This window comes from Polaromonas sp. AET17H-212, assembly GCF_002379085.1.
Taxonomy (GTDB): Bacteria; Pseudomonadota; Gammaproteobacteria; order Burkholderiales; family Burkholderiaceae_C; genus Polaromonas.
In genome coordinates this window covers 34,762-53,262 of the sequence record NZ_NBZW01000022.1, presented here as the reverse complement: position 1 = coordinate 53,262, position 18,501 = coordinate 34,762, and the positions used below count along the sequence as shown (strand labels likewise).

General features: G+C 65.6%; 15 protein-coding genes and 1 pseudogene. 13 read left to right on the top strand and 3 right to left on the bottom strand.

What is annotated here, in order from left to right; genetic code table 11:
- Window positions 1-29: 29 nt before the first annotated feature.
- Window positions 30-2,111, bottom strand: coding sequence for a methionine--tRNA ligase (gene metG, locus B7G53_RS16325; protein WP_096669580.1), 2,082 nt, complete (start codon window positions 2,109-2,111; stop codon window positions 30-32).
- A 358-nt stretch (window positions 2,112-2,469) separates the two neighbouring features.
- Here metG and lon point away from each other — a divergent pair, with 358 nt between their 5' ends.
- From lon to B7G53_RS16300, 5 genes are all read left to right on the top strand, one after another.
- Entirely contained in the window at window positions 2,470-4,839 is a 2,370-nt protein-coding gene (lon, locus tag B7G53_RS16320) for an endopeptidase La (protein WP_096669578.1), read from the top strand.
- 10 nt (window positions 4,840-4,849) lie between these two features.
- The gene (locus tag B7G53_RS22885; RefSeq protein ID WP_176491382.1) at window positions 4,850-5,020 is read left to right on the top strand and encodes a hypothetical protein; all 171 of its coding nucleotides are present in this window, start codon (window positions 4,850-4,852) and stop codon (window positions 5,018-5,020) included.
- Window positions 5,020-6,747: a DNA polymerase/3'-5' exonuclease PolX gene (gene polX / locus B7G53_RS16310; protein ID WP_096669574.1), complete on the top strand. Its 1,728-nt coding sequence runs from the start codon at window positions 5,020-5,022 to the stop codon at window positions 6,745-6,747. Before B7G53_RS22885 ends, polX begins: the two co-directional genes overlap by 1 nt.
- 161 nt (window positions 6,748-6,908) lie before the next feature.
- Window positions 6,909-7,274, top strand: a complete 366-nt coding sequence (locus B7G53_RS16305) for a hypothetical protein (RefSeq protein ID WP_255250043.1) — start codon at window positions 6,909-6,911, stop codon at window positions 7,272-7,274.
- A gap of 2 nt (window positions 7,275-7,276) precedes the next feature.
- Window positions 7,277-8,293, top strand: coding sequence for a hypothetical protein (locus tag B7G53_RS16300; RefSeq protein WP_176491381.1), 1,017 nt, complete (start codon window positions 7,277-7,279; stop codon window positions 8,291-8,293).
- 7 nt (window positions 8,294-8,300) lie between these two features.
- Here B7G53_RS16300 and B7G53_RS16295 read toward each other — a convergent pair whose 3' ends face one another.
- Together B7G53_RS16295 and B7G53_RS16290 are read right to left on the bottom strand one after the other, a co-directional pair.
- Complete coding sequence (locus B7G53_RS16295; protein WP_096669570.1) at window positions 8,301-8,768, bottom strand: YbhB/YbcL family Raf kinase inhibitor-like protein; 468 nt, start codon at window positions 8,766-8,768, stop codon at window positions 8,301-8,303.
- Between the two features lie 24 nt (window positions 8,769-8,792).
- Window positions 8,793-9,398 (bottom strand): SagB/ThcOx family dehydrogenase, encoded by a 606-nt coding sequence (locus tag B7G53_RS16290; protein ID WP_096669633.1) that lies wholly within the window; start codon window positions 9,396-9,398, stop codon window positions 8,793-8,795.
- Between the two features lie 316 nt (window positions 9,399-9,714).
- Here B7G53_RS16290 and apbC point away from each other — a divergent pair, with 316 nt between their 5' ends.
- The 8 genes and pseudogenes from apbC (at window position 9,715) to B7G53_RS16250 (ending at window position 18,495) form a co-directional block, all read left to right on the top strand.
- Window positions 9,715-10,806 (top strand): iron-sulfur cluster carrier protein ApbC, encoded by a 1,092-nt coding sequence (gene apbC, locus B7G53_RS16285; protein WP_096669568.1) that lies wholly within the window; start codon window positions 9,715-9,717, stop codon window positions 10,804-10,806.
- Window positions 10,807-10,830: 24 nt separating this feature from the next.
- Window positions 10,831-10,941, top strand: a pseudogene (locus tag B7G53_RS16280) (LysR family transcriptional regulator); the annotation flags it as partial.
- A gap of 138 nt (window positions 10,942-11,079) precedes the next feature.
- Window positions 11,080-11,667, top strand: a complete 588-nt coding sequence (locus B7G53_RS16275) for a DUF3305 domain-containing protein (protein ID WP_096669566.1) — start codon at window positions 11,080-11,082, stop codon at window positions 11,665-11,667.
- On the top strand, window positions 11,660-12,358 hold the full coding sequence (locus tag B7G53_RS16270; protein WP_096669631.1) for a DUF3306 domain-containing protein: 699 nt from the start codon (window positions 11,660-11,662) through the stop codon (window positions 12,356-12,358). The genes B7G53_RS16275 and B7G53_RS16270 overlap by 8 nt, the downstream gene beginning before the upstream one ends.
- The gene (locus tag B7G53_RS16265; protein WP_096669564.1) at window positions 12,288-14,375 is read left to right on the top strand and encodes a 4Fe-4S binding protein; all 2,088 of its coding nucleotides are present in this window, start codon (window positions 12,288-12,290) and stop codon (window positions 14,373-14,375) included. Before B7G53_RS16270 ends, B7G53_RS16265 begins: the two co-directional genes overlap by 71 nt.
- A gap of 9 nt (window positions 14,376-14,384) precedes the next feature.
- Window positions 14,385-15,005 (top strand): TorD/DmsD family molecular chaperone, encoded by a 621-nt coding sequence (locus tag B7G53_RS16260; RefSeq protein ID WP_096669562.1) that lies wholly within the window; start codon window positions 14,385-14,387, stop codon window positions 15,003-15,005.
- A 276-nt stretch (window positions 15,006-15,281) separates the two neighbouring features.
- Window positions 15,282-15,488, top strand: coding sequence for a formate dehydrogenase (locus tag B7G53_RS16255; RefSeq protein WP_096669629.1), 207 nt, complete (start codon window positions 15,282-15,284; stop codon window positions 15,486-15,488).
- A 31-nt stretch (window positions 15,489-15,519) separates the two neighbouring features.
- A complete protein-coding gene (locus B7G53_RS16250; protein ID WP_096669560.1) occupies window positions 15,520-18,495 on the top strand; it encodes a formate dehydrogenase subunit alpha in 2,976 nt (991 codons plus the stop codon).
- The last annotated feature ends 6 nt before the right edge of the window (window positions 18,496-18,501 follow it).

Here is an 18,501-nt window from a genome sequence, read left to right as displayed (position 1 = left end):
TCATCCGCCAGGACTCATTCAGCGCTTCCTTACCTGACCCGCATGCCGGGCTGCGCGCCGGGCAGGGGCTCGAGTACAAAGATGCCCGGCTCGGCTTTTTCATTGGCGTGGCTGGCGGCCAGCACCATGCCTTCGCTGATGCCAAACTTCATCTTGCGCGGCGCCAGGTTGGCGACCATCACCGTGTGTTTGCCGATCAGGTCTGCCGGTTGGTAGCTGGAGGCGATGCCGCTGAAGACGTTGCGCAGGGTGCCTTCGCCCACGTCCAGGGTCAGGCGCAGCAATTTGGTCGAGCCCTCCACGGCCTCGCAGTTGATGATTTTGGCAATGCGCAGGTCGATCTTGCTGAAGTCGTCGATGCTGATGGCAGGGGCGATATCCTCACCGCCGGGCGCTATGGATTCTATAGCTGAAGGTGCAGAAAATTCCTGGGCTGGGGGCTCAAACAAGGCATCAAGCTGCTTGATGTCCACGCGTTGCAGCAGGTGTTTGTAGTCACCGATGGCGTGGCCGCTGCCCAGGCCGGCGGCGGCATCGGCAAACGACAGCGGCCCGGTTTTCAGGAAGCCCTCAACCTCGGCTGCCAGTGCCGGCAGCACCGGTTTGAGGTAAATGGTGAGCAGGCGGAAGGCCTCGATACACACCGTGCAGACATCCTGCAGGCGCGTGTCCATGCCGGCCTGCTTGGCCAGTTCCCAGGGCTTGTTCTGGTCCACATAGGCGTTGACGCGGTCGGCCAGCAGCATCACTTCGCGCAGGGCCTTGGCGAATTCACGGAATTCATACAGCTGTGTGATGGTGTCGCTCTGGGCGCGCAGCACGGACAGCAGCGCATCCCCGTCGGCGGAAATTTCCCCCAGCCGGCCGGCGAAGCGCTTGGCGATGAAGCCGGCCGCGCGGCTGGCGATATTGATGTATTTGCCGACCAGGTCGCTGTTGACGCGGGCCATGAAATCGTCGGCATTGAAGTCGATGTCCTCGTTGCGCGCATTGAGCTTGGCCGCCAGGTAATAACGCAGCCATTCCGGGTTCATGCCCAGGCTCAGGTACTTGAGCGGGTCCAGCCCGGTGCCGCGGCTTTTGCTCATCTTCTCGCCGTTGTTGACGGTCAGGAAGCCATGGACAAAGATGTTGTCCGGCGTCTTGCGGCCGCTGAAATGCAGCATGGCCGGCCAGAACAGGGTATGGAAGGTGACGATGTCCTTGCCGATGAAGTGGTACTGCTCGAGTTTGGGGTCGGCCATGTAGGCCGCGTAGTCCTCGCCGCGCTTGTCGAGCAGGTTTTTCAGCGACGCGAGGTAGCCGACGGGCGCATCCAGCCAGACGTAGAAATACTTGCCCGGCGCGTCGGGGATCTCGATGCCGAAATAGGGCGCGTCGCGCGAGATGTCCCAGTCGCCCAGGCCTTCGCTCTGGCTGCCGTCGGCGTTGTCGCGCACCGAGAACCACTCCCTGACCTTGTTGGCCACCTCGGGCTGCAGCTTGCCGTCCTGCGTCCACTGCTCCAAAAACTCGACGCAGCGCGGGTCGGACAGCCGGAAGAAAAAGTGTTCCGAACTCCGGAGCACCGGCGTGGCGCCCGACAGGGCCGAGTAGGGATGGATCAGGTCGGTCGGTGCATACACCGCGCCGCAGACCTCGCAGTTGTCACCGTACTGGTCTTTCGCGCCGCACCTGGGGCACTGGCCCTTGATGAAACGGTCCGGCAGGAACATGTTCTTTTCGACATCGAAGAACTGCTCGATGGTTTTGGTCGAAATCAGGCCGGCCTTCTTCAGGTCCAGGTAGATCTGCTGGGCCAACTGGTGGTTTTCCGGCGCGTCGGTCGAGTGCCAGTTGTCAAAGCTGATGTGAAAGCCGTCGAGGTAGGGCTTGCGTCCCGCGGCAATGTCGGCCACGAACTGCTGCGGCGTCTTGCCGGCCTTCTCGGCCGCAATCATGATGGGCGCGCCATGGGCGTCGTCGGCGCCGACAAAATTCACCGCATGGCCCTGCATCCTCTGGAAGCGCACCCAGATGTCGGCCTGGATGTACTCCATGATGTGGCCGATGTGGAAATTGCCATTGGCGTAGGGCAGGGCGGTGGTGACGAAAAGGCGGCGCTGGGGCATGGTGGTGCTTTGGTGAGCTGTGAGAGCTTGCTGAGGCTAACCCATGATTTTAAGTCGGACCGCCCTGCCGCGTCCGCAGCGCCTGTGCGGGTCACCCGGCCGGCGCTCCTTGGGCGGGAAGCGCTTCCTTTGCTTGATGCAAGTCAACATGAACGCCCGGGCCCCCGTTTTCCGCGCCGCAGGCCGTGGCTATACTGAAATCGGCCCTGTCTCCACCGCGGAGGCGGTCGCCTCCCCGGGCAATGCGCTGCTGTCCGGGAACCACCGGCGGGAGGCTCTGCCACTGCCGGTTGCCAGCCGCCTGGCCTGTTGCGGCTCCAGCGTACTTGAGTGACATCCATGCAAGACGAGGTGACCGATGGACTTGCCAGACGCCAATCCACTGACGCTGCCCGAGGGGGTGGTTGCCTTGGTGCCGATGCGCAATGTGGTGCTGTTTCCGCACGCGCTGGTCCCGATCACCGTTGGCCGGGAAAAATCCATTGCGGCCATCGAGCACGCGAGCAGGAGCGCCACCCCGGTGGGCATCGTGCTGCAGCGGGACGCCCGGGTGGATGATCCCGGCCGCGACGCCCTGTGCGATGTCGGAACTTTCGCCAAGGTCCTGCAGCATGTGGATACCGGTGAAAAACTGCAGCATGCCGTCTGCCAGGGCGTGGCGCGTTTCCGGATAGAGGCCCTGGTCGAGGGGTACCCGTTTCTGGCCGCTCGCGTGGAACCCATTGAGGAGCCGTCCACCGTCTCCACCCAGGCAGAAGCCCTGGGGCTGCAGTTGCGCGAACGTGCCGTGGAAATCCTCTCCCTGTTGCCGGGCGCGCCGGCCGAACTGGCCCACACCCTGCAAACCGTGCGGGCACCGTCGCATCTGGCTGACATCGTGGCCAGCCTGCTGGATACCGAAATCGCGGAAAAACAGATGCTGCTGGAGACGGTGGATTCCGAGGAACGGCTGCAGAAAGTGCTGCAGATCCTGGCGCGACGCATCGAGGTGTTGCGGCTGTCGCAGGAAATCGGCGAGCGCACCAAGGAGCAGATGGATGACCGCCAGCGCAAATACCTGCTGCGCGAGCAGCTCAAGACCATCCAGAAGGAGCTCGGCGAGGACGGCGACGGAGAGGATGTCGCGCGCATCGGCGAGCTGATCACCAAGGCCGGCATGCCCCCCGATGTGGAGGCGCAGGCGCGCAAGGAGTTGGGGCGCCTGCAGCGCATGCCGGAAGCCTCCGGTGAACATTCGATGCTGCGCACCTACCTCGAGTGGATGACCGAGCTGCCCTGGGCGGCGCCGGAACCCGCCCCGATCGACCTGGCCGAAGCGCGGCGGATTCTGGAGGCGGACCATTACGGGCTGGAGCGCATCAAGCAGCGCATTGTCGAGTTCCTGGCGGTGCAAAAACTCAACCCGCAGGGGCGCGCCCCCATCCTGTGTTTTGTCGGCCCCCCCGGCGTGGGCAAGACCTCGCTCGGGCAAAGCATTGCACGCGCGCTGGACCGGCCCTTTGTGCGGGTGTCGCTGGGCGGCGTGCATGACGAAGCCGAGATCCGCGGCCATCGCCGCACCTACATAGGCGCCATGCCGGGCATGATTGTGCAGAGCCTGCGCAAGGCCGGTGCGCGCCACTGCGTGATGATGCTGGACGAAATCGACAAGGTCTCGCCGAGCGCCCACGGCGATCCGTCGGCGGCGCTGCTGGAGGTGCTGGACCCGGAGCAGAACTCGACCTTCCGGGACAACTACCTCGGCGTGCCTTTCGACCTGAGCCGTGTGGTGTTCATCGCGACGGCCAATGTGATGGACCACGTGCCCGCGCCGGTGCGCGACCGCATGGAGGTGATCGACCTGCCAGGCTACACGCAGGAGGAAAAGCTGCAGATCGCGCAGCGTTACCTGGTGCGGCGCCAGCGTGAAGCCACCGGCCTGCACGAGGGCCAGTGTGAGCTGACCACCGCGGCCCTGCAGGCGCTGGTGGCCGACTACACCCATGAGGCCGGGGTGCGGCAGCTCGAGCGCGAGATCGGGCGTGTCATGCGCCACGCCGCGGTGCAGATTGCCGATGGTTCGAAAGTGCTGGTGCGCGTCGATGCGGCGGACCTGGACGCGTTGCTCGGCCCGGCGAAATTCGAACACGAAATCGCCTTGCGCAGCAGTTTGCCGGGTGTGGCGACCGGGCTGGCCTGGACGCCCGCGGGCGGCGACATCCTGTTCATCGAGGCCACCCGCGTCGCCGGCAGCGGCCGCCTGATCCTGACTGGCCAGCTCGGCGACGTGATGAAGGAAAGTGCCCAGGCCGCCCTGACGCTGGTGAAGTCGCGCGCGCCGCTGCTGCGTATTGCGGCGGCCAGTTTCGACGCCGTCGACGTGCATGTGCATGTGCCGGCCGGTGCCATTCCCAAGGACGGGCCGAGCGCCGGGGTGGCCATGTTCATTGCGCTGGCGTCGCTGTTCACCGACCGGGCGGTGCGCCACGAGGTGGCAATGACCGGCGAAATCAGCCTGCGCGGCCTGGTGCTGCCGGTGGGCGGCATCAAGGAAAAGGTGCTGGCGGCGCAGCGCGCCGGCGTACGGACCGTGCTGCTGCCAAGGCGCAACGAAAAGGACTTGCGCGACGTGCCCGAAAGCACGCGGCAGGCTCTGGCCTTCGTCTGGCTCGATCATGTGGATGACGCCATTGCGGCGGCACTGGGCGGCGATGCAGCGCCGGATGCCGGCGGCTTTGTGCTGGTGTGAGGGCGGTGCCATGCCCTGGACGGCTCAGCGTTACCCGGTGTCCATGCGCGGGTTGCCTGAACCCGTGCGCCTCAAGGCGATAGAAGTGGCCAACGCGCTGCTCGCCGAGGGCATGGACGAAGGGCGCGCCATCCGCATCGCCATCGCCAAGGCCCGGCAGTGGGCCGCGCGACGGATGTGATGCCAGCCCATAACGCCGACATCGCCGCGGCCCTGAACGACATCGCGGATCTGCTCGACATCGAGGGGGCGAATCCATTTCGCATTCGCGCCTATCGCAACGCCGCCCGCACGGTCGGCGAACTGGGCCAGCCGGTGCCGGTCATGCTGGCCCAGGGGGCCGATCTCGATGACCTTCCCGGTATCGGCCCGGACCTGGCGGCGAAGATCCGGGAGATCGCGGAAACCGGCTCCTGCGCGCTGCTGGGGCGCCTGCGCCAGGAGCTCCCGCCCGCCATCACCGAACTGCTGAAAGTGCCGGGTCTGGGCCCGAAGCGGGTGCGGGTGCTGCACCATGAGCTCGGTGTCCAGACGATCGAACAGCTGCACCAGGCGGCCCGGGAGGGACGGGTGCAGGCGATTCACGGCTTCGGTCCCAAAAGCCAGCAGGCCATTCTGGATGCGACCGCCGCTCAGTTACAGGAGGAGCGGCGCATTCCACTGTGGCGGGCGGACCAGACGGCCGGGGCGCTGCTGGCGGAGCTTGCGACCCTGCCCGGCGTGGCGCGCGCTGTGGCCGCCGGCAGCCTGCGGCGGCGGCGCGAGACGGTGGGGGATCTGGACCTGCTGGTCAGCCTGAGCGGCCGCAGTCCGGTGATCGAGCGTTTCGTCGGGGGCGAGGATGTGAGCCGGGTGCTGGCCCACGGCAGCACCCGGGCCAGCGTGGTTCTCAAGAGCGGGCTGCAGGTCGACCTGCGGGTCGTGCCGGCGGAAAGTTTCGGTGCGGCCTGGGTCTACTTCACCGGCTCGAAGGCGCACAACATCGCCTTGCGCCGGCTGGCGCAGGAGCGTGGGCTGAAAATCAACGAATACGGGGTCTTCCGGGGCCGGGATCGCCTGCCCGGCGCCACCGAGGAGGCGCTTTACCAGGCCATCGGCCTGCGTTACATCGAACCCGAACTGCGCGAGGACCGCGGCGAAATCGAGGCGGCGCGCCAGGGCCGGCTGCCGGTGCTGGTGGTCCTGGGAAACCTGCGGGGCGACCTGCATGTACACACCCGCGAAAGCGATGGCCAGGACAGCCTGGAAGCCATGGCTGCAGCGGCCCGCGCGCGCGGCCTGCAGTACCTCGCCGTCACCGAGCATTCACGCCGCTTGGGCGTCGCCCATGGCGTCGATCCGGCCCGGCTGGCCAGGCAGATCGATCGCATCGACCGGTTCAACGCGCAGTCGCCGGGCTTCACGGTGCTCAAGGGGGTGGAGGTCGACATCCTCGAGGACGGCACGCTGGACCTGCCCGACACCATCCTGCAGCGGCTGGACCTGGTGGTGGGTGCGGTCCACCATCGTTTTGACCTGCCGCGCGCCCAACAGACCGCGCGGCTGTTGCGGGCGATGGACAGCAGGTATTTCACGCTGCTCGCGCACCCGGGCGGGCGCCTGATCGGCGAGCGACCCGCCTGTGACTTCGATCTGTTGCGGGTGCTGCGCAAGGCGCGGGAGCGGGGCTGCTTCGTCGAACTCAATGCCCAGCCGGCGCGGCTCGATCTGACCGACACGGCCTGCCAGATGGCCAAGGCCGAAGGTGTGCTGGTCTGCATCAACTCGGATGCCCACAGCACGCTGGAGTTCATCCACCTGCCCTCCGGCATCGACCAGGCACGGCGCGGCTGGCTTGAAAAAGCCGATGTGCTGAACACGCGCACGCTGGAAGACCTGCGGCCTCTGCTTGCCCGCACCATGCAATGAATCCCGGGCGGCATCGCCGGCCTGCCGCCGCCGTCGGGCACCCCTGCCATCTGCAGGGGCGTTGATCAACATCACGGCCGGCTTGCCAGCAGGGGACACACTGCACAAAATGGGGTTTGTTGATAGCAATGCCCCGTGCGGGCAAGTGGCCCACTGTCGCCATGGAAGGAGGACGAATGACACGCAAGACAAGTATCCCGGCGGACGCCCGGCACCACCAGGACGAGGACGGCGAGGATGTTCCCGAGGCCTTGCCTGAAGCCGCCGAACCCGTTGAGGAAGCGGGCCGGATCGTGGCCCGCCCGGACGGCTACCACTGGCTGGCGCAGGACGGCAAACAGGAGTTCGGCCCGTTCGAGACGCTGGAGCAGGCGCAGCAGGACATGGATGCCGCCGACGGCGGCGAGCTGGAGCCCACCCTCAGCCTGCAGGAGGCTGAACGCGAGATCGGCATCGGCGAATGGCTGGATCCCGAGACCGGCGAGCCCGCCGAAGGCCCGTCTCCGCCCCACCCGGAAGGGGAGTGACCGTGGCGTCCGCCGCAGGGCGGCAGATTGACGTCTGCAACGGCGATGCCGACGGCCTGTGCGCCGTGCTGCAATGGCGGCTGCAGTGGCCGGCACCGGCCGTGCTGGTCACCGGGCTCAAGCGCGATATCGCGCTGCTGAACCGGGTGCAGGCCGGACCGGGCGACGAGGTGCTGGTGTGCGACGTGTCGCTGCAGCGCAACCGCGCGGCCTTGCTGCGCCTGCTTGCCGCGGGCGCACGGGTGCGCTACTTCGATCACCACGCGCCGCCCGATGTGCCGGACCATCCGAACCTGGAAACCCACATTGACCTCGACAGCCAGACCTGCACCAGCCTGCTGATGGACCGCCACCTCGGCGGGGCCCACCGGGCCTGGGCGCTGGTGGGGGCTTATGGCGACAACCTGACCGGTGTGGCCGACGCGCTCGCCGCGCAGACCGGCATGAACACCGGGGACAGTGACCGCCTGCGCATGCTCGGCGAGGCCATCAATTACAACGCTTATGGTGAAGAGGAGAGCGATGTTTTCATGGCGCCGGCGCGGCTGTACGAGACGCTGGTCAGTTACCGCGATCCGCTTGAGCTGCTGCAGCACGAGTCGATCGCGCAGCAACTCGATGCCTTGCGCCGCGACGACCTGCGGCGGGCGGCGAACCTGCCGCCGCACTGGCAGAACGGCCGTGCCAGCGCCATCCTGTTGCCGGATGCCGGCTGGAGCCGGCGCGTGATCGGCTGCCTGGCCAATGAACTCGCCCGTGCCGAGCCGGAGAAGGCGCATGCCGTGTTGAAGGCCACGCGCGGCGATGCCTATGTTGTCAGCGTGCGTGCGCCGCTGTCCGCCGCAGGTGGCGCGAGGGAGCTGTGCCACCGTTTCGGGGGCGCCGGCCGGGCCGGGGCGGCGGGCATCGACCGCTTGCCGGCACAGGACCTGGACCGCTTCCTGGAGGCTTTTGGCGCGGCCCGCTGGGGCGCAGCCTCCGGGGATGCGGGGATGGACCAGGGCATCCGCAGGCCGTGAGTCGCGCTCAGGCGCGGGTCTTCTGGTAGGTGCCCACCAGTTCTGCGCTGGCCAGCACATGGCCTTGCATGGCGCGCTCGACGGCCGCCTTGGTCGGTTGCTGGAGCGCCGGCAGTGTCGTATCCAGGGCGTAGAGCTTGAAGAAGTAGCGGTGCCGGCCTGTCGGCGGGCAAGGCCCGCCGTAGTCCGGGCGGTGCCAGTCGTTGAGGCCTGGGCGCGCACCGGCCGGCAACGGCCGGCCGACCGCCGGCAAACCGGCGCTGTCCGGCGGCAGGTCGAGCAGCACCCAGTGCACCCAGGTCTGCCGCGGTGCAGCCGGGTCGGGCGCATCGGGATCGTCCACGATCAGCACCAGGCTGCGCGCGGCTGGCGGGACACCGTCCCAGTGCAGCGGCGGGGCGCTGTCGTTGCCTTCGCAAGTGTGGCGCCGCGGTATCTCGCCATTCGGCGCAAAAGCGCTTGAACGCAGTTCCATGGATGTTTCCCGGTCAGGCAGGTTTCATGGCGCCGCCGGGGAACCGACGGTTTGTGCCAGGGCGATGCGCTGGGTCGGGGACAAGCCCAGGGCCGCCGCCAGCCGGCCCCGGTCGATCAGGCCGCGAACCACGGTCGCCAGACCGGTGGCAGCGCAAAACAGGTAGACATTCTGGGCAATGCAGCCGGCGTCGGCGCCGGCAAGAAAATGGCGATCCTCGGCGCTGGCATCGTGCATGCGGCTGAAGTCCGCCACATAGACCAGATTCAGCGGTGCAGTGGCCACGAAGTCCTGCGTGCCGGTGGCACTGCGCAGGTCCTCGGCCTTGACCAGCAGCAACTGGTGGGACAAGGCGTCGTATCGGTAAGCGCCTTCGGCCAGCACGGCGTAAACGTCGATCTCCTGCCAGTTGCGGGCCGACGGTGCGGTGCGGTGGGCGCTGTCCCGCCGGTTGATGCCAAAGCCGGCCCACAGCAGCGCCGACAGCGTTTCCAGCGGCAGGGTGTCCGGCAGGAAGGCGCGCGAACTGCAGCGCTTCTCCAGTGCCTGCGCCAGCGTGGCGCCAGGCGGCAGGACCGGTGGCGGCAGGACCACCGTGTCGGTTTCCAGATTGAGCGGGATCGTGGACATGAAATCCTCCAGCAGGAAGCAGAACCGGTCAAAACGCGCGGGCCGCATATGGGCCGCCGGGCGGATGCCGGGAGGGTGCATGCCGACCCTGCATCTTCACGACAAATCATTTTCCGCCTGTGTCCATGGCACTCATTGAGGCAGATCAAGGCTGCGCCCCGGCGAAAGCCCGCACGCATGGCCGGGTTGTCAGGTCATCGCCGGCCGGCCGGCACCGGCCCCGGCATTGGCTTAGACTTCAACCCATCCCGCTGCCGCGCGGCGCGCCCCGGTGCGGCCGGCTTGCCACCCCCAGATTCAATCGGAGATCCCCCAGATGGCTGTAGAACAACAGGCAATTTTGAACGCCCTGCAAGGCGTGCTCGACCCCAACACCGGCAAGGATTTCGTCAGCACCAAGGCGCTTAAAAACCTGCAGATCGCCGGCGGCGACGTGTCCTTCGACGTCGAACTCGGTTACCCGGCAAAAAGCCAGCTGGCCGGCATCCGCAAGCTGCTGATCGCCGCCGCCAAGGGCGTGACGGGCGTCACCAACGTGTCGGTCAACGTCGGTTTCAAGATCGCCAGCCACAGCGTGCAGCGCGGCGTGCAACTGCTGCCCAATGTCAAGAACATCGTGGCCGTGGCCTCCGGCAAGGGCGGCGTGGGCAAAAGCACCACCGCTGTCAACCTCGCATTGGCCCTGGCCGCTGAAGGCGCGCAGGTCGGCCTGCTCGACGCCGACATCTACGGCCCCAGCCAGCCCATGATGATGGGCATCGAGGGCCGGCCCGAAAGCGTGGACGGCAAGAACATGGAGCCGATGGAAAACTACGGTATCCAGGTCATGTCCATCGGTTTCCTGGTGGCGCAGGACGAAGCCATGATCTGGCGCGGCCCGATGGCAACCCAGGCGCTGGAGCAGTTGCTGCGCCAGACCAACTGGAAAGACCTGGACTACCTGATCGTCGACATGCCGCCCGGCACTGGCGACATCCAGCTCACGTTGTCCCAGCGCGTACCCATGACCGGCGCGGTGATTGTCACCACGCCACAGGACATCGCGCTGCTCGACGCGAAAAAAGGCATCAAGATGTTCGAGAAGGTTGGCGTGCCGATTCTGGGCATCGTCGAAAACATGGCAGTCCACGTGTGCAGCAAATGCGGCCACACCGAACACATCTTTGGCGAAGACGGCGGCAAGAAGATGGCGGCCGACTACGGCATGAGTTACCTCGGCGCGCTGCCGCTGGACATGCAGATCCGCCTGCAGGCCGACAACGGCCGGCCCACCGTGGTGGCCGACCCGGACGGCGAAGTCGCCGGCATCTACAAGGCGGTGGCACGCCAGGTGGCCATCACGATTGCCGCCAAGGCGAAAGATTTTTCCGCCAAATTCCCGACCATCACGGTGTCGAAAAACACCTGACCGTCCCGGGCGCGGAGGCCAACCATGAACATGCTTGCCTCGCTGGGTTATCTGGCGGCCCTCAGCGAGCACCGGCACTGCGCCCGCGCCGCCCAGTCCTGCGGCATCACCCAGCCGGCGCTGTCCAATGCACTGGCGATTCATAGCGGCGGACAGCTTGCAGGGACTGCGGGTTACGGGCGTGGTGCTACCGGAGGTCTTTAACCTTCCAGGCTGTGGGTGACAAAAGAGTTGTGCCACAAATGCGCCTGAAGACAGCCGTACACTGCGTGCATGTCTGAATTCGTCCTGCAGTTTCCCGGTGCCGATACGGCCATTCGCCGTCCCTCTGTGGCGGTGGCCGTGGTCATGCGCCGCGAGCGCATCGACAACCGCTGGCAGCCCTGGCGCTGGGCGCTGGCCGACATCGTGCCGCACGAGGAAAGTTTTGGCGCGCAGCCGCGCCTGCTGCTCAAGGACGAGCAGGAAGAGCGCTGGCTGCATCCCGGTTTCAAGGTCGAGCTGTTCACCGACGACGCGGAAGGTTATTACCTCAACGTCACCACGCCCCAGCCCTGCTTCTGGGTGGTCTGGCGCATGGAGGAAGAGGCGGCGCTGGCCGACGAGCCGGTGGCCGTGCCGCAGATCGTGACCCTGAGTTACCACGACGCCGGACGCTGGCTGGACGCGCAGGAAACCGTGGAGCAGGTGGCGGCGCCGCGCGATGTGGTCGAGTGGGTGCAGGCTTTTGTCGATGCCCATTACGTGCTGGAGGCCAAGCGCCGCCAGCGCCCGCAAAGCTTCAAGCCGCTGCAGGACCGCTTTGGCAACCCCGCGCGCGTGAGCACGGACAAGAAGTTTGGCGGAGGCGGCCATGGCTGACGAAGCCCCCGGATTCCTGGGCCGGTGGGCGCGGCGCAAGACGGACGCCCTGCAGGGCAAACCGCTGGACGAACCGGCGCCTGCCGTGACCCCGCCTGTGGCGGGAGACGTTGCCCGGGCCGGGACGTCAGCCCCCGAGGCCGCCGTGCCGGCTCCGGCCGATGCTGCAACACCAGCCGAAAGAAAGCTGCCGACGCTGCAGGACGCGCAGCTGTTGACCAAGGACTCCGATTTCAAGCCCTTCATGGCCGGCGATGTCGGGCCTGAGGTGCGCAACGCCGCGATGAAAAAGCTGTTTGCCGACCCGCACTTCAATGTGATGGACGGCCTGGACATCTACATCGACGACTATTCCATGTCCGATCCCATTCCCGAGTCCATGCTCCGGCAGATGACGAGCGCCAAGTTTCTCAACCTGTTTGAGGATGAAGAAAAGGAAGAGAAGGAAGAGGGCGGGAAGGCAGCACAGGCGACTGCACCACGGGAAACTGCGAATAACCCCACGGCTGAAACCGTGGCACAGTCCGATGAAGGTCCGGAGTTTCCTCATCCAGCCGATTCCCCAGAACATTCCAGCCAACCCGAGCCGCAGCCTGGCTCTGGCGCCAGCCAAGAAAACCATGCCCACACTGATTTGCGACTGCAACCAGACCATGCCGCTCCAGCCCCAGACGCTGGGCACGGCACTTGACGAAAAACTGACCCTGCATTCGACGCTGTGCCGCCGGGAGGCCGGCGCTTTCCAGAAGGCGGTCCAGTCCGGCGACGACGTCGTGGTGGCCTGCACCCAGGAGACCCGGCTTTTCGCGGAACTGGCGCAGCAGACCGAAGGCGCGACCTCGGTCATCAAGTTCGTCAACATCCGCGAGACCGGCGGCTGGAGCCGGGACGCCGCCAAGGCCAGCCCGAAAATTGCGGCCCTGCTCGCGGTGGCCCACCTGCCGGATGCGGAACCCGTGGCGACCGTGACCTACAAAAGCGCGGGTCGCGTGCTCATCATCGGCGAGCTCGATGCGGGCGAACGCGCCGCCGGCTTGCTGTCGGACGCGCTGGACGTCACGCTGTTCAGTCTGGGCGCGGGCCGTGACGGCGGTCTGCAGGAGCGGCGTTACCCGGTGCTGGCCGGGAAGATCCAGCGCCTGACCGGCTGGTTGGGGGCTTTCGAACTCCATTGGCAGCGCAGCAACGCGATTGACCTCGACCTGTGCACGCGTTGCAACGCCTGCCTGGCGGTCTGCCCCGAAGGCGCCATTGGTTTCGACTACCAGATCGACGACGCCCTGTGCCAGTCGCACCGGGCCTGTGTCAAGGCTTGCGGTGTGGCCGGCGCGATTGATTTCGGCCGCGCACCCGAGGCCTTGAGCGAAAAATTTGATCTGGTGCTGGACCTGCGTGCGACACCGGCCTTCACGCAACATGCCTTGCCCCAGGGTTATTTCCGTTGGGATGGCCAGGACAGCCGCACCCTGCTGCAGCTGCGTTCGCTCGTCGGCGAGTTCGAAAAGCCCAAATTTTTCAACTACAAGCAAAAACTCTGCGCCCACAGCCGCAATGAAAAAACCGGCTGCACGGCCTGTATCGACGTCTGCTCGGCCTCGGCGATCAGCAGCGAGCGCGACCGGCAGCAAATCGTGGTCAATCCCAATCTGTGCGTGGGCTGCGGTGCCTGCACCACGGTCTGTCCGAGCGGGGCACTGACGTTTGCCTACCCGCGTCCCGGGGAGCAGGGCGCGAAGATCAAGACCCTGCTGGGTACCTATGCGCGCACCGGCGGCAAGCAGGCGGCCCTGCTGCTGCACAGCCAGGAAGCGGGCACGCGGCTGCTGGGAGACCTGGGCCGAATGGCGCGACTCGATCTGGCCACGCATGGTGTGCCGGCGCGCGTTTTGCCGCTGGCCTTGTGGCACACCGTCTCGGTGGGCCTGGAATTGTGGCTCTCGGCCATCGCCCACGGCGCTTCCCAGGTATGGGTCCTGATGACGGACGAGGAGGCACCGCAGTACCGCGAGGCTGTGCGCGAGCAGATGGAGGTGGCGCAGGCCATCCTCAGCGGTCTCGGGTACCAGGGGGAGCACTTCCGGATTTTCGAAGCCAGGGATGCTCGCGACTTGGCCGCGCTCGACGCCCAGCTGCAGATGGCGCCTGCGCAGGGCGTGGCCCAGGCGGCCGGCTTTGCCGTGCAGGCCGACAAACGTGCCACCCTGGAGCTCGCGCTGGACCACCTGATGACGCAGGCCACGGCCAGACCCGAGGCGATTGCACTGCCGGCCGCCGGCTCGCCCTTGGGAACGCTGACTATCAACAAGGACGCCTGCACCTTGTGCCTGAGCTGCGTCAGCGCCTGTCCGGCCAGCGCGCTGCAGGACAACCCGGAGCGGCCCCAGCTCAAGTTCATCGAGAAAAACTGCGTGCAGTGCGGCCTGTGCGCGACGACCTGTCCGGAAAACGCCATCACCCTGCAGCCACGCCTGTTGCTCACGCCGCAGCGCAAGGAGGCGCGTGTGCTCAACGAGAGCCAGCCCTACCAGTGCATACGCTGCGCCAAGCCGTTCGGCACCCTCAAGGCGATCGAGTCCATGCTGGGCAAGCTGGCCGGCCATGCGATGTTCCAGGGCGCGGCTGCCGAACGCCTGAAAATGTGCAGCGACTGCCGCGTGATTGACATCTACTCGGCAGACAACGAAATCAAGATCACGGACATTCGCTAAAGCCATCCCATGACCCAGCCCGCCCAACTCGTACCGTCCACGCTGGACGAAGAAACCGCCCGCGCCGAAGTGTATGGGCTGCTGGCCGCGCTGTACTACGCGCCACCGACGGCTGACCTGCTGGGCAACCTGCGGGTGGCGGTGACCGAAGCACCTGCGGCCGGTGCCTTGCTGGAAGCCTCGTGGGCTGAACTGGTCGGCGCCGCCCGCAGGTTGCCGGACGGGGCGATTGCCCGGGAATACGAGGCGCTGTTTGGCGGCGTCGGCAAGCCCGAGGTCTATCTGTTCGGCTCCCACTACCTCAGCGGCTTCCTCAACGAGAAGCCGCTGGCGGCGCTGCGCACCGATCTGGAAGCGCTGGGTCTGGCGCGCGACGAGGCCATGCCCGAAACCGAAGACCATATCGCCTACCTGTGCGAGGTCATGCGTTACCTGATAGCGGGGGACGATGTGGCGGTCGCCAACCTGACGCGCCAGCGCGAGTTTTTTGCACGCCATCTGCAGCCCTGGGCAACCACCCTGTGCGATGCGGTCAGTGCGCACCCGAAGGCCGATTTCTACCGCGGCCTGGCCGGATTCACCCACACGTTTCTCAGCGTTGAAACCCAGGGCTTTGACATGCTGGCCTGAGCAGGCGGGAGGGTGCCAGGTCCGGCGCGCCCTTCGCGCCCCTGCGCTGTGCCTCTGCTGCAACGCGGCACCTCGTTAGGCAGTGGTTTTCTCAAATTGCGACACTTTTTCCTGATTAGTGCCGTCGGGGTAAAAACAAAGATGCCCTATCGTTTTCCCCTAGGTGTTGCATTTGGCCTGACCGGACCGTTGTCGCGTGCGCGTGTCTGACGTAAAGTAAGCGAGTCAGTAAGTATGCAAACCAGTTCATAACAGCAAGCTTCCTTGGAGACCACCATGCAGGACAGCCAGCCAAAACCCTCGCGCCGGGGTTTCTTCTTCGGCGCTGCCGCCACCGGCGCTGTTGCCGCCGTGGCAGTCGCCCTGCCCGGGGTGCAAGCACCCGAGGCGGCCCTCCAGGAACCCAAGCCTGCGCCTGAAAAAGGCGGCGGCTACAGCCTGTCGGATCACGTCAAGCGCTACTACCAGACCACGCGTCTCTGATTCTTCCCGTCCCCCTCTTACGGAGAGCTCCATGCTGCTCACGAAAAAAAATCACGGTGTCCATGGCGATACGGCGCAGCGCGCCGGATCTGCTCGGTTTGTACAAAGCCTGTCGCGCGGACTGTCGAATGCGCTGCCCACCATGGACCGCCGCGCTTTCCTGCGACGTTCGGGCCTGGGGGTCGGCGTCGGTCTGGCGGCCACCCAGCTGACGCTGGTCAAGAAAGCCAAGGCGGCGGCGCCGGGTGCGGGTGACGGTGGCGGAAAAATCGAGGTCAAGCGCACGGTGTGCACCCATTGTTCGGTGGGCTGCGCGGTCGATGCGGTCGTCGAAAACGGCGTCTGGGTCCGGCAGGAACCGGTGTTCGACTCGCCGATCAACCTCGGCGCGCATTGCGCCAAGGGGGCTGCACTGCGCGAGCACGGTCACGGCGAGTACCGCCTGCGTTATCCGATGAAGCTGGTCAACGGCAAGTACGAGCGCATCAGCTGGGACACGGCCCTCAACGAGATCACCGCGCGCATGCTGGAGCTGCGCAAGGCCAGCGGCCCTGATTCGGTGTATTGGGTCGGATCGTCCAAGCACAACAACGAGCAGGCCTACCTGATGCGCAAGTTCGTGAGCTTCTGGGGCAGCAACAACTGCGACCACCAGGCGCGCATTTGCCATTCCACCACGGTGGCCGGCGTTGCCAACACATGGGGCTACGGCGCCATGACCAATTCGTACAACGACATGCAAAACAGCAAGTGCGCGTTGTACATCGGCTCCAACGCCGCCGAAGCCCACCCGGTCAGCCTGTTGCACATGCTGCACTCCAAAGAGACCGGCTGCAAGATGGTGGTGGTGGACCCGCGCTTCACGCGCACGGCAGCCAAGGCTGACGAGTACATCCGCATTCGCTCCGGCTCGGACATCCCGTTCCTGTTCGGCATGCTGTATCACATCTTCAAGAACGGCTGGGAGGACACCAAGTACATCAACGACCGTGTCTACGGCATGGACAAGGTCAAGGAAGACGTGCTCGCGAAGTGGACGCCGGACAAGGTCGAGGAAGCCTGCGGTGTGCCCGAGGCGCGCGTGTACATGGCCGCCGAGATGATGGCCAAGAACCGGCCGTCCACCATCGTCTGGTGCATGGGCCAGACCCAGCACACCATCGGCAATGCCATGGTTCGCGCCTCCTGCATCCTGCAACTGGCCCTCGGCAACGTCGGCGTCTCCGGCGGCGGCACCAATATTTTCCGCGGCCATGACAACGTGCAGGGCGCGACCGATGTCGGACCCAACCCGGATTCGCTGCCGGGCTACTACGGCCTGGCCGAAGGTTCGTGGAAACACTTCGCCAAGACCTGGGGCGTGGACTTCGACTGGATCAAGGGGCGTTATGCCTCGCCTGCCATGATGGGCAAGCCCGGCATCACCGTGTCGCGCTGGATCGACGGCGTGATGGAGAAAAACGAATTCATCGACCAGGATTCCAACCTTCGTGGCGTGGTGTTCTGGGGCCATGCGCCCAACTCCCAGACCCGCGGTCTGGAGATGAAACGCGCCATGGACAAGCTCGACCTGCTGGTGGTGATTGATCCTTACCCCTCGGCCACAGCCGCCATGGCGGCCATGCCGGGCAAGGCCGAAGACCTCAATCCCAACCGTGCCGTCTATTTGCTGCCGGCCGCCACCCAGTTCGAGACCAGCGGCTCCGTGACGGCATCCAACCGCTCGCTGCAATGGCGCGAAAAAGTCATCGAACCGCTGTGGGAGAGCCGCAGTGACCACATGATCATGCACCAGCTGGCCGAAAAGCTGGGCTTCGCCAAGGAGCTGTCGAAGAACTACAAGATGCAGAAGGTCAAGGGCATGGACGAACCCGTGCCGGAAGACATCCTGCGCGAGATCAACAAATGTGTCTGGACCATTGGTTACACCGGACAAAGCCCGGAGCGCCTGAAGGCCCACATGCGCAACATGCACATGTTTGACGTCAAGACGCTGAAATCCAAAGGCGGCAAGGACAAGGAAACGGGCTACGACACGACAGGCGATTATTTCGGTCTGCCGTGGCCCTGCTACGGAACCCCGGAAATGAAACACCCCGGTTCCCCCAACCTCTACGACACCTCCAAACACGTGATGGACGGTGGCGGCAACTTCCGCGCCAACTTCGGCGTTGAGAAGGACGGCAAGAACCTGCTCGCCGAAGACGGCTCGTACTCCAAAGGCGCCGACATCCAGACCGGCTACCCGGAACTTGACCACCTGCTACTCAAGAAGCTCGGCTGGTGGGACGAGCTGACCGAGCCGGAGAAGGCCGCGGCCGAAGGCAAGAACTGGAAGACCGATCCTTCGGGCGGGCTGATCCGGGTGTTCATGACGGGCCATGGCTGTCACCCCTTTGGCAACGCCAAGGCGCGTGCGGTGGTCTGGAACTTCCCCGACGCGATTCCGCAGCACCGCGAGCCGCTGTACGGCAACCGGCCCGACCTGATGGCCAAGTACCCGACGCACGACGACAAGAAGGCCTTCTGGCGCCTGCCGACGCTTTACAAGACCATCCAGCAGAAAAACATCGCCGACAAGGTGCATGAAAAATTCCCGCTGATCATGACTTCGGGCCGTCTCGTGGAATACGAGGGTGGTGGCGAGGAAACCCGCTCCAACCCCTGGCTGGCCGAGCTGCAACAGGAAATGTTCATCGAGATCAATCCCAAGGTGGCTGCCGAGAAGGGCATACGCAACGGCGAACGGGCCTGGGTCAGCACGCCGACAGGTGCGCGCCTGAATGTCCAGGCGCTGGTGACGGAGCGTGTCGGACCTGACACCGTGTTCCTGCCTTTCCACTTTTCCGGGCGCTGGCAGGGCGCCGACATGCTGGCCTACTACCCCAAGGGCGCCGCCCCGGTGGTGCGCGGCGAAGCGGTCAATACGGCGACCACCTACGGCTACGACAGTGTGACGATGATGCAGGAAACCAAGACGACGGTCTGCAACGTCGAGAAGGCATAAGGAAAT

Bases quoted from the DNA above. Each gene is read 5' to 3' on its own strand.
- B7G53_RS16260 (WP_096669562.1), top strand. From the start codon at position 14,385: ATGACCCAGCCCGCCCAACTCGTACCGTCCACGCTGGACGAAGAAACC.
- metG (WP_096669580.1), bottom strand. From the start codon at position 2,111: ATGCCCCAGCGCCGCCTTTTCGTCACCACCGCCCTGCCCTACGCCAAT.
- B7G53_RS16275 (WP_096669566.1), top strand. From the start codon at position 11,080: ATGTCTGAATTCGTCCTGCAGTTTCCCGGTGCCGATACGGCCATTCGC.
- apbC (WP_096669568.1), top strand. From the start codon at position 9,715: ATGGCTGTAGAACAACAGGCAATTTTGAACGCCCTGCAAGGCGTGCTC.
- B7G53_RS16250 (WP_096669560.1), top strand. From the start codon at position 15,520: ATGCTGCTCACGAAAAAAAATCACGGTGTCCATGGCGATACGGCGCAG.
- B7G53_RS16295 (WP_096669570.1), bottom strand. From the start codon at position 8,768: ATGGAACTGCGTTCAAGCGCTTTTGCGCCGAATGGCGAGATACCGCGG.
- B7G53_RS16255 (WP_096669629.1), top strand. From the start codon at position 15,282: ATGCAGGACAGCCAGCCAAAACCCTCGCGCCGGGGTTTCTTCTTCGGC.
- lon (WP_096669578.1), top strand. From the start codon at position 2,470: ATGGACTTGCCAGACGCCAATCCACTGACGCTGCCCGAGGGGGTGGTT.
- polX (WP_096669574.1), top strand. From the start codon at position 5,020: ATGCCAGCCCATAACGCCGACATCGCCGCGGCCCTGAACGACATCGCG.
- B7G53_RS16305 (WP_255250043.1), top strand. From the start codon at position 6,909: ATGGAAGGAGGACGAATGACACGCAAGACAAGTATCCCGGCGGACGCC.
- B7G53_RS16290 (WP_096669633.1), bottom strand. From the start codon at position 9,398: ATGTCCACGATCCCGCTCAATCTGGAAACCGACACGGTGGTCCTGCCG.
- B7G53_RS16265 (WP_096669564.1), top strand. From the start codon at position 12,288: ATGCCCACACTGATTTGCGACTGCAACCAGACCATGCCGCTCCAGCCC.
- B7G53_RS16270 (WP_096669631.1), top strand. From the start codon at position 11,660: ATGGCTGACGAAGCCCCCGGATTCCTGGGCCGGTGGGCGCGGCGCAAG.
- B7G53_RS22885 (WP_176491382.1), top strand. From the start codon at position 4,850: ATGCCCTGGACGGCTCAGCGTTACCCGGTGTCCATGCGCGGGTTGCCT.